The following is a 15,902-nucleotide window of genomic DNA, read 5'->3' as shown; positions in this document are numbered from 1 at the left end:
CCCGGCCAGACGGTCCCGATACATCCGAACCGCCCGCTCACGAGTCTCGGCATCGAACTTCCTTGGTGCACCCATACCTGCATTCTCCTGGTGAGATCACAGTCTCCACCAGTCCCAGGGCAGTTCAGGTCGAGCGCTTCCTGCAGCCGCGCCAAGAACTCGTCCGGGTGATCGAGGTCGTACCACGTCACCCGTAACACGACCCATCCGATTCGTCGGATCTCGTCCTCGCGAACTTTCTCCGCGAAGACGACGTCGCCCGGGTCCTGACCTGGTTTCGCGTGCTTCGTGTACTTGACCTTCCCGTCGAATTCGAGCGCAACTCCGATGGCGTACCCCAGGTCGAGTCGTCCGACGAAGCGACCGCGCTTGTTGCGAACTTCGATCTGAAGAAGTGGGGGAGGCATCTTCGCGCGGTGCAGCAAAACACGAGTTCGCGATTCCCCGACGCTCTCGCTCCGCGCGTCACAGAACGCCAGGGTGCGTCGCGCCTTCACCGCGGCTCGTTTGCCCGACCGTGCCAGCGCTTCCTCGATTCCCGCGACAGTTGCCGAGCCTGCCCGTAGTGCAGCATCGCCGACGCACACGCCGGCCTCGAACGGGAGCAGTCTCAGCAGATCGGCAACAGTGCGATCGGCCGACGTCACCGCAATTCCGTCGACCACGGTCACGTCGGCTTCGGTCAGGGTGTTCGCGTGCACGTGGCGAGTCTTCGTGGTTCGACCGCCGGACTCTCGGTCGACGGTGAAGTGGACCTTCCCCAGGTCCGGGGCGAACATCGCGAAGCCGTGCACGACGGCCGCGGACTGGTGGCTCACGACGAGTGCGCTGGTCGCTGCGGCGAGATGTGCTCGGACATTGAGCAGGTGCCGCTCCTCCGGCCGCAGATCCTTCAGCGTCGTCGTCGCAACGAACGCGCCTCGCCGAAGGGGCGTGATCGAACCGTCGGCCTTCGCGATACGAATGTCACTGTCCGACGATCCGTCTCGAACCATGTCGCGACGCAGCAGCAGCGGGTCTTTCTCCGGGTACATGCGACTTATGGTGGCCCAGCCACACCTGGCCGACGGTCGGGTGAGCGGTCGCCTGTGGATAAAGCGAACCTGTGGAATTCGGCAGCGAACCGTCATATCCGCGCAGGTTGCAGCGGCTGCGCGGGTTGCACCGTGCGCGCTTGCTGGAAGGTGTGCGGTCGAGGTTCGCGATGTGCGATCGGTGTGTGCTCGGTTCTGCCGCGCAGGTTGCAGCGGCTGCGCGGGTTGCAACGTGCGCGCCTGCTGGAAGGTGCGCGGACGGCGTTCGGGGCGTCCGATTGCTGTGCGCTCAATGCAACCCGCGCAGGTTGCAGCGGCTGCGCGGGTTGCAACGTGCGCGCTTGCTGGAAGGTGCGCGGGCGGCGTTCGGGGCGTCCGTTTGCTGTGCGCTCGCTCCTCCCCGCGCAGGTTGCAGCGGCTGCGCGGGTTGCAACGTGCGCGCTTGCTGGAAGGTGCGCGGGCGGCGTTCGGGGCGTCCGATCGCTGTGCGCTCGCATCTACCCGCGCAGGTTGCAGCAGCTGCGCAGGTTGCAACGTGCGCGCCTGCTGGAAGGTGCGCGGACCGCGTTCGGGGACGTCCGATCGCACCTGCGCAGAACGACCGCCCTAGACGATCTGCCCCCACCCGTCGACGGATTCGGGGGAGCGCGGGGCAGGGCCGGTGTAGATGGCCGCCGGGCGCACGAGCTTGCCGAGTCGCTTCTGCTCGAGGATGTGCGCACACCATCCCGCGGTGCGGCCGCAGGTGAACATGGCGGGCATCATGTGCGCGGGTACCTCGGCGAAGTCGAGGATGACCGCGGCCCAGAATTCGACGTTGGTCTCGATCGCGCGATCGGGCCGACGCTCACGCAGCTCGGCCAGCGCAGCCTGCTCCAATGCGGCGGCGACCTCGTAGCGCGGTGCGTTCAAGCGCTTGGCCGTCGCACGCAACACGCGGGCCCGGGGATCCTCGGCGCGGTAGACGCGGTGCCCGAAGCCCATGAGCTTTTCCTTGCGGTCCAGGATGCCCTTGACCAGCGCGCGGGCGTCGCCCTGCTTCTCGACCTCTTCGATCATCGGCAGCACTCGTGCGGGCGCGCCGCCGTGGAGTGGGCCGGACATCGCGCCGATCGCACCGGACAGCGAGGCGGCGACGTCGGCGCCGGTCGAGGCGATGACGCGGGCGGTGAACGTCGACGCGTTCAGGCCGTGCTCGGCCGCGGAGACCCAGTAGGCGTCGATGGCTTCGACGTGCGCGGGGTCGGGGTCGCCCTTCCAGCGCGTCATGAAGCGTGCGGTGACGGTCTCGCACAGGTCGATCTTCTTCTGCGGGACCGCGGGTTGATGGATGCCACGTGCGGACTGGGCGACGTAGGACAGTGCCATGACGGACGCACGGGCGAGCTGTTCGCGGGCGGTGGCGTCGTCGATGTCGAGCAGTGGCTGGTATCCCCAGATCGGGGCCAGCATCGCCAGGCCTGCCTGGACGTCGACGCGGACGTCGCCGGTGTGCACGGGAAGTGGGAACGGCTCGGCAGGCGGGAGGCCGGGGCCGAAGCGGCCGTCGACGAGCAGTGCCCACACGTTGCCGAACGTGACCCGCTTGGCGACGAGATCTTCGATGTCGACGCCGCGGTAACGCAGTGCGCCGCCGTCCTTGTCCGGCTCGGCGATGTCGGTGGTGAACGCGACGACGCCCTCGAGGCCGCTGACGAAATCTTCGGGTACCTGTTGAACAGCCATGACGTTAGGACTCTCCTTGTGGCCTCGCGGCTCGCGTTCGAGCTTGCCTGGTCAGCACTGTAACCCGTCGTACCCGGGAGTAACGTTCGGGTACGTGCAGAATGAGCAGAAGCCTCTGGCGGACATGAGGGTCGACTATCGCCAGGACACCGATCTCGACGCTGATCAGCTGGTCGACGGCTGGTTTCCGGTGGCCCGCGCGTGGCTTTCCGACGCGATTGCCGCCGAGATTCCCGAGCCCAACGCGATGGTGCTGGCGACCGTCGACGAGGCGGGTCGTCCGTCGACGCGCACGGTCCTCTGCAAGGACCTCGAGCAGGACGGTGTCGTCTTCTACACGAACTACGACTCGGACAAGGCCACTCACCTGACGCGGACACCGTATGCATCGGTGACGTTCCCGTGGATCGGGATAGCGCGCCAGTTGTCCATCAGAGGGTCTGTGGTGAAAGTGTCGGCGGAGACGACGGCCGAGTACTTCGCGACGCGTCCGCGCGGATCGCAGCTCGGCGCGTGGGCGTCGGCGCAATCTCGACCCATCGGCTCGCGCGCGGAGCTCGAACAGGCGCTCGCCGACGTCACGACGCGGTTCGACGGCGAAGAGGTTCCGGTACCGCCGAATTGGGGTGGTTTCCGGTTGATTCCGGACACCGTCGAGTTCTGGCAGGGTCGAACCAGCCGTCTGCACAACAGGATTCGCGTCACCGTCGCGAACGCGGTGGTGGAGCGGCTTCAGCCGTGACGGAAGCGCTGAAGAAGAAGAGCAAGCTTCGCGGAGTACTCGCCGACACGACACCACTGCAGAACAAGGCCTACCGACGCCTGTGGATGGCGAACATCGTCACCGTCATCGGTGCGCAGCTCAGTATTGTGGCTGTGCCGCAACAGATTTTCGAGATCACTCGCAGTTCGGCATACGTCGGTCTGACGGGTGTCTTCGGCCTCGTACCGTTGATCGTGTTCGGGTTGTGGGGCGGGGCGCTCGCCGACGTCATGGATCGCCGCACGCTGCTGACCATCACGACCGTCGGCTTGATCTCGACGTCGACCCTGCTGTGGTTGCAGGCGTTCGCAGATCTGAACAACGTGTGGGTCGTGTTGTGTCTGTTGGCGGTTCAGCAGGCGTTCTTCGCGGTGAATCAGCCGACGCGCAGCGCGATCATCCCCCGGCTGCTGCCCGGTGCACAGTTGCCTGCGGCGAACTCGCTGAACATGACGGTGATGAACTTCGGGGCCATCGCCGGCCCGCTGATCGCGGGCACGATGATTCCGCTCGCGGGTCTGCAGACGCTGTATCTGGTCGACTCGATCGCCCTGTTCGCGACGCTGTGGGCTGTGATCCGATTGCCGCGTATCCCACCGGCGGAGGCGGGGCGGAGGGCCGGATTGCGTTCGGTCGTCGAGGGTTTCACGTATCTCGCGACGCAGAAGGTGTTGCTCGCGTCGTTCGTCGTCGACATCATCGCGATGGTTTTCGGGATGCCGCGTGCGCTGTTCCCGCAGATTGCGCACGACACGTTCGGTGATCCGGCGTCGGGCGGCCTGGTTCTCGGCCTGTTGTTCGCGGCGCTGTCGGCGGGTGCCGTTCTGGGCGGTGTGTTCTCGGGGTGGCTTCCGCGCGTCGAGCGGCAGGGTCTTGCGGTGATCGTCTGCATCGTCGTGTGGGGACTGGCGATGGTGGGGTTCGGCGTCAGCGTCGGAATGGCGACGAGCGGCGGCGTCTCGGTCGCGCTGTGGATCGCCCTTGCCTTCCTCGCGCTCGGCGGTGGTGCGGACATGATCTCGGCTGCGTTCCGGTCGACGATGCTGCAGCAGGTCGCCACCGACGACATGCGCGGCCGTCTGCAAGGCGTGTTCATCGTGGTGGTGGCGGGCGGTCCGCGTATCGGCGACGTCCTGCACGGGGCGAGCGCCGCGATGGTCGGTACTGCGGCCGCGGCTGCAGGTGGCGGCGTTCTCGTCGTCGTCGGTGTGGTGATCGCAGCCGTCGCACTTCCGGCATTCATTCGATATCGAGTCACGAGGGTGGACAATGGACACCATGGCTGACGAACGGAATTACGTGCTGACGAGCGGTCGATACCGCGCCGAAGTCGCCTCGACCGGTGCCGGTCTGCGCTCGCTCGAGTTCGACGGCGCGCCCATGACCGAGACGTGGGAACTGGGGAAGAAGCCCCCGCTGTCGGCCGGTCTCGTGCTCGCGCCGTGGCCCAACCGCGTCGCCGACGGCAAGTTCTCGTTCGGCGGAGTCGACCACGAGCTCGACATCACCGAGCCTGCGCGAGGCAACGCCAGTCACGGGTTCGTCCGACGCGTCGACTGGACGCTCGTCGACCACTCCGATTCTCGCGTCGAACAGTCGGTCGACGTCGGTCTGCACAAGGGGTGGCCGTACCGGATCACGCTGACGGTGACCCACGAGCTGACTGACGACGGTCTGGTCGTGACGGCGTCGGCGACCAACGCCGGTGACGTCGACGCGCCGTTCGGTATGGGCTTCCACTCGTTCGTTCGCGTCGGCGACGTGCCTCTGGACGAGTGCACGCTCGAGCTGTCCGCGGGCACACGGTTGCAATTGGATCCGGATCGAATGCTGCCTCATGGTCCTTCCGTACCGACCGCGGGCACGGACTACGACTTCACCACCGCCAAGTCCCTGAAGGACGTCTGGCTCGACACGCCGTTCAGCGCCGAAGTTCCCGACGAGGACGGCAAGGCACGCCACGTATTGTCGGGTCCCGACGGCGCCGCCACGGTGTTGTGGACCGATCGCGAATTCGATTGGATTCAGGTGTTCACGGCCGACCCCAAGAACGACCAGGCCTATCCAGACCGTGGTCGGGCGCTCGCCATCGAACCGATGACGTGCCCGCCCGACGCGTTCAACTCGGGGATCGATCTACTGGTACTGGAGCCGGGCAAGTCCTGGACCGGTTCGTGGGGAATGGAGCATCGCGCCGCATGACGATTCTCGTGTGTGGAGAGGCACTGGTCGATCTGGTACCGGTGCACGAAGGACCGTTGCTGGCGCCGAAGCTCGGTGGTGGCCCGTTCAACGTCGCCGTCGCGATCGGACGCCTGGGTTCGAAGGTCGCATTCCTCTCGCGGGTGTCGACCGACCCGTTCGGCGACCAGATCTTGGAGAGTCTGCGCGGCGCAGGCGTCGACACGTCGTGGGTTCAGCGCGGCGAGGAGCCGACCACGCTGGCGATGACGACGCTCGCGTCGGACGGCAGTGCCCAGTACTCGTTCTACGCGGACGGCACCGCGGATCGTCTCGTCCAGGATCCGGGCGACATCCCGGACGACATCGACGTTCTGTCGTTCGGCACGTTGTCGCTTCTGTACCAGCCGGGTGCGTCGGTGTACGCGAACCTGCTGAAAAGAGCGCACGCCGCCGGCAAGCTGACGATGCTCGACCCGAACATCCGGCCTGCCGCCATCGACAGCACGAGCGGCGACATCACCGCCAACGAGTTCCGCACGCGATTCAGATCGTGGCTTCCCGACGTCGACATCCTGAAGGTCTCGGAGGACGATTCGCACTGGCTCGGGCTCGGAACCGAGGGGACGACGGTCGACGACTGGCTCGCCGCGGGCGTGTCGGCCGTCGTCATGACGCGCGGCGGCGACGGTCTGTCGGTGTTCCGGGCGTCGGAAGAAATCTCTGTTCCCGGCGTGGCCGTCGACGTGGTGGACACCATCGGCGCAGGTGACACCGTGCACGGGGCTTTACTACAGTTTTTGAATGAAGAGACCATTGTCACATCCAGCGCCGTTCGTGACATGGGTAGGGAAGATTGGGAGCGAGCACTGAGCTTCGCTGCTCGGGCAGCTGCCATCACGGTTTCTCGCCCGGGTGCCGACCCTCCGTGGGCGTCCGAGGCGCCGAGAGACTAGTTTCTCTATCGACGTAAAGAACTGTCCGATTTAAGTACGTGTCCGTTACATGAGTTCGAGAGGGACCATTCGTGCCCGCTGAGAATGACGCCAAAGCCACCCTCACCTACCCCGGTGGCGAATACAGCATGTCCATCGCCAAGGCCACCGAAGGCAACGATGGCATCGAACTGGGAAAGCTGCTGGCTACGACCGGTTACACGACTCTCGACGGTGGGTTCGTCAACACCGCCTCGACGAAGTCGGCCATCACCTACATCGACGGTGACAAGGGAATCCTTCGATACCGCGGGTACCCGATCGAACAACTGGCAGACAAGTCCAGCTTCATCGAGGTCAGCTACCTGCTGATCTACGGCGAGCTCCCCACCGAGGATCAGCTCGAGACGTTCACCGACAAGATCCGTCGGCACACCCTGCTGCACGAGGACCTCAAGCGGTTCTTCGACGGCTTCCCGCGCAACGCGCACCCGATGCCGGTGCTGTCCAGCGCTGTCAACGCGCTGTCGGCGTACTACCAGGATTCGCTGGACCCCAACGATCCCGCGCAGGTCGAGCTGTCCACGATCCGTCTGCTCGCCAAGTTGCCGACCATTGCGGCGTACGCGTACAAGAAGTCCGTCGGCCAGCCGTTCCTGTACCCCGACAACTCGAAGAGCCTCGTCGAGAACTTCCTGCGCCTGACGTTCGGCTTCCCGGCCGAGCCCTACGAGGTCGATCCCGAGATCGTCAAGGCCCTCGACATGCTGCTCATCCTGCATGCCGACCACGAGCAGAACTGCTCGACGTCGACGGTTCGTCTCGTCGGCTCGTCGGACGCCAACCTGTTCACGTCCATCTCGGGCGGCATCAACGCTCTGTGGGGCCCGCTGCACGGCGGCGCCAACCAGGCAGTTCTCGAGATGCTCGACAAGATCAAGGCCGAGGGCGGCGACGCCACCGACTTCCTGCGTCGAGTGAAGAACAAGGAAGACGGCGTGAAGCTCATGGGCTTCGGACACCGCGTCTACAAGAACTTCGATCCGCGCGCGACGTTGGTCAAGGAAACTGCGCACAACATCCTCGGCAAGCTGGGCAACGGTGACGAGCTCCTCGACATCGCCCTGAAGCTCGAGGAAACCGCGCTCACCGACGACTACTTCGTCGAGCGCAAGCTGTACCCGAACGTCGACTTCTACACCGGCCTGATCTACCGTGCGATGGGCTTCCCGCCGCGCATGTTCACGGTGTTGTTCGCGATGGGTCGCCTCCCGGGCTGGATCGCGCACTGGCGTGAGATGCACGAGGATGCGACGACGAAGATCGGCCGTCCGCGTCAGATCTACACCGGCTACACCGAGCGCGACTACAAGGATGTCGCTTCCCGGTAGAGCTACGACGAAGGCCGCCCACCCTGTCCGGGGTGGGCGGCCTTTTCCGTGGGTTTCGAAAGGTCAGAACTGGCGACGGTTGGCCAGCACCGGCAGCTTCTTCCGGACGCCGTCCAGGACCGCGGTGTCGATGTCGACGGTCAGCATGCCGGGCGTGGCGTCGAGCTCGCCCATGACCTCACCGATCGGGGAGCTGACGACCGAATGTCCGACGCCGAGGGGTGCGGTACCCGCGGTTTCCTCGGGCTCCGGCTGGTCGCAGGCTGCGACGAACGCCGTCGAGTCCAGCGCACGTGCGCGGGCGAGCAGCGACCACTGCTCGACCTTGCCCGGGCCCGATCCCCACGATGCCGCGACGATGATCAGTTCGGCTCCGAGGTCGCCGAGCTTCTGGAACAGCGCAGGGAAGCGGACGTCGTAGCAGGTGGCGAAGCCGACCTTCACGCCGTCGATGTCGACGACGAGCGGATCCTGACCGGGTGCGACGGTGTCGGACTCGGCGAACCCGAACGCGTCGAACAGGTGAATCTTGTCGTAGCCGGCGTCGACGCCGTTGCCGGTGACGAGCAGCGTGTTGGCGACGCGCTCGGAGTCGGCGGGGGTGAACATGCCCGCGACGATCGTGATGCCGTGACGCGCCGCGATCTCGCGGACGGAGTCGGCCCACGGCCCGTCGACGGGCTCGGCAATCTCGCGCAGGGGAAGGCCGAAGCGTCGCATCATGGCCTCGGGGAACACGACGAGCGACGACCCGGCCGCTTTCGCGGCCTCGGCATGGGTGTCGATGATCTTCAGATTCTCCGACGGGTCGGCCCCGCTGTTGACCTGGGCAAGGCTGATTCGGACGGTGGTGCTCATGGGAGAACTCCTGGTTTCATCTGGCGCCGGCAGGTATACATATCGTATGCAATCGCTGTCGGGTAGGGACAAGGCTTACGTCTTCGTGCGTGATCAGGTGCTCACGTCGCCCGCTGCGACCGGCACCTTTCTCAACGAACAGGATCTTGCGACGCGAATCGGCGTGTCTCGCACGCCCGTTCGCGAAGCCCTGCTGATGTTGCAGGCGGAAGGTCTGGTCGAGATGGTACCGAAGCGGGGCGCACACGTCCCGGCCATGTCGGGACGTCAGATCAGTGAACTGATGGATCTGCGCGGTGTCCTCGAGCGGCACGCGGCGACGACGTCGCTGCGTGCCGGGAACGTTCCGGCGTCGGCGATGCGGTCGATTCTCGTCGAGCAGGAAGATCTCGCCGACAACCGAACCGACGACGCCGCAAAGGATTTCATCGATCTCGACGGAAAGTTCCATCAGATCCTCGTCGACGCGGCCGGAAGCGAGCTGCTGTCGCGGACGTATGCGGGACTTCGGGCCCGACAGTTGCGCGTCGGGCTGACTGCTCTGTTCTCGGCGGCCGATCGTCAGCGCAACGTGTGCACCGAGCACGAGGCCATCGTCACCGCGTTGGAAGGCGGTGACGAGGGCCTCGTGCAGCGAGCGATCGACGATCACCTCGAGGTCACACTGCAGATCCTGCTGCGGGCGTAGCGTTCGCAATCACGTCGTGGTCCTCTTCCTCGGCACGATCGGGGTTGCGGCCCAAGGCGAGTCCGAGGACGGTGAGTGCGCCGACGACGGCGATGTAGCCGACGATGAGTACCCAGCTGTCGGTCTTGTCGAGCAGGAACACGAAGATCAGCGGTGCCATCGCGCCACCGAAGACGCCTGCGATCGTGTAGGCGAGCGAGCTACCGGTCGAGCGCAGACGTACCGTGAACTGCTCGGTGACGAACGCAGCCTGCGGTCCGTACATGAACGAGTGGAACGCGAGTCCGACGACGACGCCGAGAATCAGCAGCGGCAGCGAGCTGCCGCCGATCATCAGGAAGAAGATCGCACTCCACACGACGCCACCGACCGCCGCGACTCCGTAGACGAGGCGACGGTTGATGCGGTCGGAGATCGCGCCTGCCAGCGGAATGAGTCCGAGCTGGAACGCGGAGCCGATGAGGATGGCGGTCAACACCTCGCTGCGGGCGAACCCGAGCTTCTGGACGCCGTAGGTGATGGAGAAGACGGTGAACAGCGCGTAGATGACGTCGGGAGCGATGCGCGAGAGGATCGCGGCGACGAGCGGACGCAGCTGCGTCTTGAAGACCTCGCTGATCGGAGCTTCCGAACGGTCGCCGCTTTCCTGCAGGGCCTTGAAGACCGGGGTGTCCTCGAGCTTCAGGCGGATCCACAGACCGAAGCCGACGAGTACTGCCGAGAACAGGAACGCGATACGCCAGCCCCAGGATTCGAACTGGTCCTCGGTCAGAGCGATGGTCAGTGCGGCGAGAGCGCCGTTGGCGAGCAGGTTGCCTGCAGGCGGGCCGATCTGGGCAGCCGACGACCAGAAGCCGCGCTGCCGCGGGTTGCCGTATTCGCTGGACAGCAGCACGGCGCCACCCCACTCACCGCCGACGGCGACGCCCTGAGCGAAGCGCATCGTGACGAGCAGGATCGGCGCGACGATGCCGATCGTGTCGTAGCTGGGGATGAGACCGATCAGGAACGTCGTGACGCCGATCAGCAGCAGCGTGATCACGAGTAGTTGCTTGCGTCCGATGACGTCGCCGAGGCGACCGAAGACGAATCCGCCGATCGGACGGGCGATGTAGCCGACCGCGTAGGTCGAGAACGCGAGCAGGGTTCCGGTCAGCGGATCGCTGTCCGGAAAGAAGATGATGGGGAACACCAAGGCGGCGGCAGCCGAGTAGACGGCAAAGTCGTACCACTCCAATGCCGTCCCGGTCAGGCTCGCGGCGAATGCCCTCGCCAGGCCTTTCTTGTCGACTGTCTGCGCAGTCATGGCAACTCCTTCGCTGTGCTTGGAATCACGCGGATCCGTTGAACGGTCTCCATACTTGCTGTATACAAGACGTATGCGCAAGCTTTTCGGCGTATTGGAAACAAAAAAGTAACGGGAAGAGGTCCTTAGGCTCATGCTCACTTTCACGCTGCCCGACGGCACGACCGAAACCGTCGAACCACTGAATCTTCTCAACGCGGGATACGCGGGCCGCAACCAGGAAGAGGTTGCGCACCACATCGCCGAGCTGGCCGAACTGGGTGTTCCTGCGCCGACGGTCACTCCCGCGATGTACCCGATTTCGCCGTACCTGGCGCAGCAGACCGACACCGTTCACGTGCAGCACGGCCGCACGTCCGGCGAGGCCGAGTGGGCACTCGTGATTCTCGGCGACTCCGAGGACGACGTCCTGCTGACGGTCGCCTGCGATCACACCGACCGTGACCTCGAGGTCCACAGCGTCGCATGGAGCAAGAACGCGTCTCCCGACGTCCTCGGCCTGGGCGCATGGCGTTTGTCCGATGTCGCCGACCGCATCGACGACATCACCCTGAAGGCATGGGTCGGCGATACCCCGATTCAGACCGGATCACTCGGCGATCTGCTGGCTCCGAAGTACTGGCTCGACGTTCTGCGGGAGCGCGGCCTGTTCAAGCGCGGCACCATCCTGATCTCCGGCACGATCTCGATGCACCCCGGCGTCGACCAGTTCGCCGACACGTGGAAGGTCGAGATGACCGACCCCGCTACCGGCAACGAGCTGACCTGCGCATACGACGTGATTCGCATGGCTGACCCGATCGGCTGACCTGCACGACGTAGGGTGGGTTCCGTGACGAAGCCAATTATCGAGTTTCAGGCCGGCCCTCCGCCCACCGACCTCGTCGTCGTCGACTTGGTCGAGGGTGACGGCGCGGAAGCGGTCGCCGGCGGCAATGTCGAGGTCCACTACGTCGGCGTCGAGTTCGACAGTGGAGAGGAGTTCGACTCGTCGTGGAACCGCGGCGAATCGATCCAGTTCCCGCTGCAGGGTCTCATCCAGGGATGGCAGGACGGCATCCCCGGCATGAAGGTCGGCGGACGGCGTCAGCTGACCATTCCGCCGGAGCTGGCGTACGGTCCTGCAGGTGCAGGCCACCGTCTGTCCGGCAAGACCCTCGTGTTCGTGATCGATCTGCTCGACGTCAAATAAGTGCGCTTCGCGCCCGTGCGCGGATAGTCGGTCCAGAGGCCGACTATCCGCGCACGGGTGGCGCAGCCGCACTCAGTTCCATCACCAACCTGGCCCCGCCGAGCGGGCTGTCGGTGAAATAGGCTGTGCCGCCGTGTAATTGAGCCTGCTGTTCGACGAGGGCGAGTCCGAGACCAGACCCGCCCTTCGCGGCGGCCGCTCCCCGGTAGAACCGCTCGAAGACCGCGTCGCGTTCGTCGACGGGCACGCCGGTTCCATCGTCGTCGACGGTGAGTACGACGCGACCCTCGTCGCGGCGAATCGCGAGAACGAGGTTCTTCGCGTCGCCGTGGCGAATGGCGTTGACGATCGCGTTGTCGACGGCCAGACGCAGGCCCGCAGGAAAGCCGCGCATCGTCACCGACGGTTCGGACTCGATCCGCACCGTCAGATCGGGGTGTTGACGCATCGCGTCCTGCGCTGCGACGTCGCAGATGTCCACGATGTCGGTGTCGACGCGGTCGCTGTCGTCCTGCAGTTCACCCGACGCCAACTTCTCCAGAGCGCCGAGCGTCGTCTCGACGCGACCCTGGGTTCGGTCCAGATCACCGAGAATCTCCTGCTGCTGCGCGCGTTCCAGATCGAGGGTCCGCAGCACTTCGATGTCGGTGCGCATCGCGGTCAGCGGCGTACGAAGTTCGTGTGCGGAGACCGCAGCGAAGTCACGGGCGGTCGCGAGCGCGTCGTTGGTGCGTTCCTGCGCGTCGTTGACGCGCTGCAACATCCCGCCGATGGCCGTCGCCAATTCGTCGGCCTCCTTGACGCCGGTCTTCGTGTCCGGAGGTAACGGCGGCTGCGCGCTCACCTGACGGGTCAACGTCACGAGAGGTTTCACCGCTCGACCACCGAAGATCCACCCCAGACCCGTCGAGACGGCAATTGCCCCGAGTCCGATGAACAGGACGAGGCGCTGCTGCTCGTCGGTCACCTGCTGCGCCTCGATCGCAGGCACTCCGATGGCGATGGACAGATCGATCAGCGACGTCGTGGTCGTGGTGTACACGCGGAATCTCTGGCCGCCGACGTCGACGGTCTGCGAACCTTCGGGCAGGTCGGGCAGTTGGATCGGGGTGGATGCACGGATGGTGTCACCGGTGCGGATGGTGACTGCGAACGCCGACGACAGCTGGTTCAGGAACGTTTCGAGCACTGCGGTGTTCGGAACCAGTGCCTGGGACGCGGTCGTCAGCCGTTCGTCGAGCTGATTGACGTTGTTGCGCGAGATGGCCACCGACGTGACGACCGCGAGCGACGCGACGACGATGGTCGCGCCGAGCGCCGTGGCGGCCGCGACACGCAGGCGCAGCGACAGCCTCACGACGCGTCCCTGAGCACGAATCCGACGCCTCGAACCGTGTGCAGGACGCGGTATGCGCCGTCGACCTCCATCTTTCGGCGCAGGTATCCGACGAAGACGTCGACGACGTTGGTGTCGGCGACGAAGTCGTAACCCCACACCAGCTCGAGCAACCGCTCACGCGTCAGAACGACTCCTTTGTTCCGTGCGAGCACCGCGAGCAGTTCGAATTCACGTTTGGTGAGGTCGAGCTCCCGGCCCTGGCTGTGGGCCCGGTAGCCGGGGATGTCCACCGACAGCGGCCCGACGACGATCTCCGACGACGAACCGCCACCCGACGGCTCAGCCACCGGCGCGACCGCGCGTCGTCGCAACATCGCTTTGACGCGGGCGACGAGTTCGGCGAGGACGAACGGTTTGGTGAGGTAGTCGTCAGCCCCGTTCTCGAGGCCGGAGATGCGGTCGTCGACGGACGAGCGTGCGCTGAGTACGCAGATGGGGACGTCGTTGCCCATCGCGCGCAGCGCCTTGACGACGCTCGCTCCGTCGAGGACGGGCATGTTGATGTCGAGGACGACGACGTCGGGTGACTGGCTGGCGACGACGCTCAGAGCGGCGGCGCCGTCGACCGCGGTGATGACCGTGAAACCGGACAGGCGCAATCCGCGCTGCAGTGACGACAGAACGTCCTCGTCGTCGTCGACGACGAGGACGGTCGCGGTGCTCTCGGTCGCTGCGTGGTTGCTCGGTGCTGTCTCGGACACAGCCCCATTGTGCCTAGGCAGCCCAACTGTCGACGGTCTTCTGCCGTTCCTCGGGCGTTTGTGCGAAGAACTCCTCCAGGGCGCTACGACGCGTCGCGTCGGTGTCGAGAGACCAGGCGACCGTCGGCGCCTGCGAGTACAGGGCCTCGTAGTACTTCTCGAAACTGCAGGTGCTGTTCACCAGAGACTGCGCTCCCGGGAACCTCGGCGTGGTCTTCATGATGTGCTCCTTTCCTTCTCGTTCGTGCGTGTTTCCCAAGCTAGGGGGCGATTCTGCGGCGACTGTGAAGCAAGATTGGCGTTTCTCTGAGAAACCGGCGGGTATGTATCGGGCCATGTCTGTCATGTGGTTTCGACGCGATCTCCGACTCGACGATCTGCCCGCTCTCGGTGCCGCGTCGGAGTCGGGTGACCCGGTTCTCGGCCTCTTCGTGCTCGACGACGCCCTGTTGAAGCCGTCGGGTGGTCCTCGTCGCGATTTCCTGTTCCGAAGCCTGTCCGCGCTCGACGAGCAGTTGGACGGACGCCTGCTCGTCGTCAAGGGTGACCCGGCGACGGTGGTGCCGAAGGTCGCGAAAGCCGTCGACGCCGACGAGATCCACATCAGCGCCGACTACGGCCCGTACGGGCGGGAGCGGGACGAACGTGTCGGGAAGCGGGTGTCGTTGCACGCGACCGGCTCTCCGTACGCCATCGCGCCGGGGCGAGTGACCAAGGACAACGGCGAGCCGTATCGCGTGTTCTCGCCGTACTTCCGGCAGTGGATGAACCACGGTTGGCGCGGGCCGGCCGAGACGTCGGAGAAGACCGCGACGTGGCTCGACCCGTCGGACGTGTCAGGCCTACCGCGACGAGCGAAGATCCCGACCGAGAAGGATGCGTCGGAGGCGCCCGCGGGGGAGAAGGCGGCGCTCGACGAGTGGAAGGAGTTTCTGGGTCGGATCGAGGGTTACGACGACGAGCGCAACCGCCCGGATCTCGATTCGACGAGCCGCATGTCGGTGTACTTGAAGTACGGCAACATTCATCCGCGCACGATTCTGAAGGACCTGTCGACACTGCGCAACGAGGGAAGTGCCGCGTATCGACGGCAGATCGCGTGGCGAGACTTCTACGCGGACATACTGTTTCAGCGACCGGACAGTGCGCGAGAGAACTACGACAAGAAGTTCGACGGTATCGATGTCGACTCGGGCAAGCACGCCGACATCATGTTCGAGGCGTGGAAGGAGGGCCGCACGGGCTTCCCGATCGTCGACGCCGGAATGCGTCAGCTCGCGTCCGAGAAGTGGATGCACAACCGGGTGCGGATGATCGTCGCGTCGTTCCTCGTCAAGGATCTGCACCTGCCGTGGTGGCGCGGCGCCCGGTACTTCATGAACCAGCTCGTCGACGGCGACCTGGCCAACAATCAGCACGGATGGCAATGGACCGCGGGCACGGGAACGGATGCGTCACCGTACTTTCGCGTGTTCAACCCGATCACGCAAGGCGAGAAGTTCGACCCCGCAGGCGATTACGTGCGTCGCTGGGTACCGGAGTTGCGCGGCATCGAGGGCAAGGCGGTGCACGCCCTGAAAGGCGGTCGGCCCAAGGAGTATCCGGAGCCGATCGTCGATCACGGGCACGAACGTCAGGTGGCGATCGCGCGGTTCAATTCGCTCCCTCCGCGGGAGTGAAGCCTGCGGAACGACCCATTTATCGCCGGGAGTGAAGCCTGCGGAACGAC

At 65.3% G+C, this 15,902-nt stretch carries 16 protein-coding genes; 9 read left to right on the top strand and 7 right to left on the bottom strand.

Annotated features, from left to right (window positions below):
* Both HQ354_RS16495 and HQ354_RS16490 read right to left on the bottom strand, forming a co-directional pair.
* Nucleotides 1–1,034: hypothetical protein (locus HQ354_RS16495; protein WP_222634681.1), on the bottom strand; the 1,034-nt coding region annotated here is incomplete at its 3' end.
* A gap of 606 nt (nt 1,035–1,640) precedes the next feature.
* Nucleotides 1,641–2,759, bottom strand: a complete 1,119-nt coding sequence (locus tag HQ354_RS16490; protein ID WP_068424710.1) for a citrate synthase 2 — start codon at nt 2,757–2,759, stop codon at nt 1,641–1,643.
* A 124-nt stretch (nt 2,760–2,883) separates the two neighbouring features.
* On the opposite strand from HQ354_RS16490, the gene pdxH reads away from it, so the two are divergent.
* The 5 genes from pdxH to HQ354_RS16465 all read left to right on the top strand — a co-directional run bounded on the left by pdxH (nt 2,884) and on the right by HQ354_RS16465 (nt 8,029).
* Complete coding sequence (gene pdxH, locus HQ354_RS16485; RefSeq protein WP_222634690.1) at nt 2,884–3,501, top strand: pyridoxamine 5'-phosphate oxidase; 618 nt, start codon at nt 2,884–2,886, stop codon at nt 3,499–3,501.
* Nucleotides 3,498–4,808, top strand: coding sequence for an MFS transporter (locus tag HQ354_RS16480; RefSeq protein WP_222634680.1), 1,311 nt, complete (start codon nt 3,498–3,500; stop codon nt 4,806–4,808). The genes pdxH and HQ354_RS16480 overlap by 4 nt, the downstream gene beginning before the upstream one ends.
* Nucleotides 4,792–5,724 (top strand): aldose 1-epimerase family protein, encoded by a 933-nt coding sequence (locus HQ354_RS16475; RefSeq protein WP_068424704.1) that lies wholly within the window; start codon nt 4,792–4,794, stop codon nt 5,722–5,724. Before HQ354_RS16480 ends, HQ354_RS16475 begins: the two co-directional genes overlap by 17 nt.
* Nucleotides 5,721–6,659: a carbohydrate kinase gene (locus tag HQ354_RS16470; RefSeq protein WP_068424701.1), complete on the top strand. Its 939-nt coding sequence runs from the start codon at nt 5,721–5,723 to the stop codon at nt 6,657–6,659. Before HQ354_RS16475 ends, HQ354_RS16470 begins: the two co-directional genes overlap by 4 nt.
* Before the next feature lie 71 nt (nt 6,660–6,730).
* On the top strand, nt 6,731–8,029 hold the full coding sequence (locus HQ354_RS16465) for a citrate synthase (RefSeq protein ID WP_084423690.1): 1,299 nt from the start codon (nt 6,731–6,733) through the stop codon (nt 8,027–8,029).
* 63 nt (nt 8,030–8,092) lie between these two features.
* Here HQ354_RS16465 and HQ354_RS16460 read toward each other — a convergent pair whose 3' ends face one another.
* Nucleotides 8,093–8,887, bottom strand: a complete 795-nt coding sequence (locus HQ354_RS16460; RefSeq protein WP_068424698.1) for a carbon-nitrogen hydrolase family protein — start codon at nt 8,885–8,887, stop codon at nt 8,093–8,095.
* A gap of 46 nt (nt 8,888–8,933) precedes the next feature.
* Here HQ354_RS16460 and HQ354_RS16455 point away from each other — a divergent pair, with 46 nt between their 5' ends.
* The gene (locus HQ354_RS16455) at nt 8,934–9,575 is read left to right on the top strand and encodes a GntR family transcriptional regulator (RefSeq protein WP_068424696.1); all 642 of its coding nucleotides are present in this window, start codon (nt 8,934–8,936) and stop codon (nt 9,573–9,575) included.
* Here HQ354_RS16455 and HQ354_RS16450 read toward each other — a convergent pair.
* Nucleotides 9,547–10,881, bottom strand: a complete 1,335-nt coding sequence (locus HQ354_RS16450) for an MFS transporter (protein ID WP_114330261.1) — start codon at nt 10,879–10,881, stop codon at nt 9,547–9,549. The two genes, HQ354_RS16455 and HQ354_RS16450, sit on opposite strands and share 29 nt — an antisense overlap.
* A gap of 133 nt (nt 10,882–11,014) precedes the next feature.
* Between HQ354_RS16450 and HQ354_RS16445 the strand changes: the two genes are divergently transcribed.
* Together HQ354_RS16445 and HQ354_RS16440 are read left to right on the top strand one after the other, a co-directional pair.
* A complete protein-coding gene (locus HQ354_RS16445; RefSeq protein ID WP_068424694.1) occupies nt 11,015–11,689 on the top strand; it encodes a DUF2848 domain-containing protein in 675 nt (224 codons plus the stop codon).
* A 24-nt stretch (nt 11,690–11,713) separates the two neighbouring features.
* Nucleotides 11,714–12,073, top strand: a complete 360-nt coding sequence (locus HQ354_RS16440; RefSeq protein WP_068426048.1) for an FKBP-type peptidyl-prolyl cis-trans isomerase — start codon at nt 11,714–11,716, stop codon at nt 12,071–12,073.
* A 43-nt stretch (nt 12,074–12,116) separates the two neighbouring features.
* Here the strand turns inward: HQ354_RS16440 and HQ354_RS16435 are convergent, their stop codons facing one another.
* The 3 genes from HQ354_RS16435 to HQ354_RS16425 are packed head-to-tail and all read right to left on the bottom strand — an operon-like array spanning nt 12,117 to nt 14,393.
* Nucleotides 12,117–13,430, bottom strand: a complete 1,314-nt coding sequence (locus tag HQ354_RS16435) for a sensor histidine kinase KdpD (RefSeq protein ID WP_068424689.1) — start codon at nt 13,428–13,430, stop codon at nt 12,117–12,119.
* A complete protein-coding gene (locus tag HQ354_RS16430; RefSeq protein WP_068424686.1) occupies nt 13,427–14,173 on the bottom strand; it encodes a response regulator transcription factor in 747 nt (248 codons plus the stop codon). Before HQ354_RS16430 ends, HQ354_RS16435 begins: the two co-directional genes overlap by 4 nt.
* 13 nt (nt 14,174–14,186) lie before the next feature.
* A complete protein-coding gene (locus tag HQ354_RS16425; RefSeq protein ID WP_068426045.1) occupies nt 14,187–14,393 on the bottom strand; it encodes a hypothetical protein in 207 nt (68 codons plus the stop codon).
* A gap of 115 nt (nt 14,394–14,508) precedes the next feature.
* Here HQ354_RS16425 and HQ354_RS16420 point away from each other — a divergent pair, with 115 nt between their 5' ends.
* On the top strand, nt 14,509–15,852 hold the full coding sequence (locus HQ354_RS16420; RefSeq protein WP_222634679.1) for a deoxyribodipyrimidine photo-lyase: 1,344 nt from the start codon (nt 14,509–14,511) through the stop codon (nt 15,850–15,852).
* Nucleotides 15,853–15,902: the final 50 nt, after the last annotated feature.

The organism is Rhodococcus sp. BP-261 (assembly GCF_019835205.1).
Taxonomy (GTDB): Bacteria; Actinomycetota; Actinomycetes; order Mycobacteriales; family Mycobacteriaceae; genus Rhodococcoides; species Rhodococcoides kyotonensis_B.
This window is presented reverse-complemented; position numbering and strand designations above follow the sequence as displayed.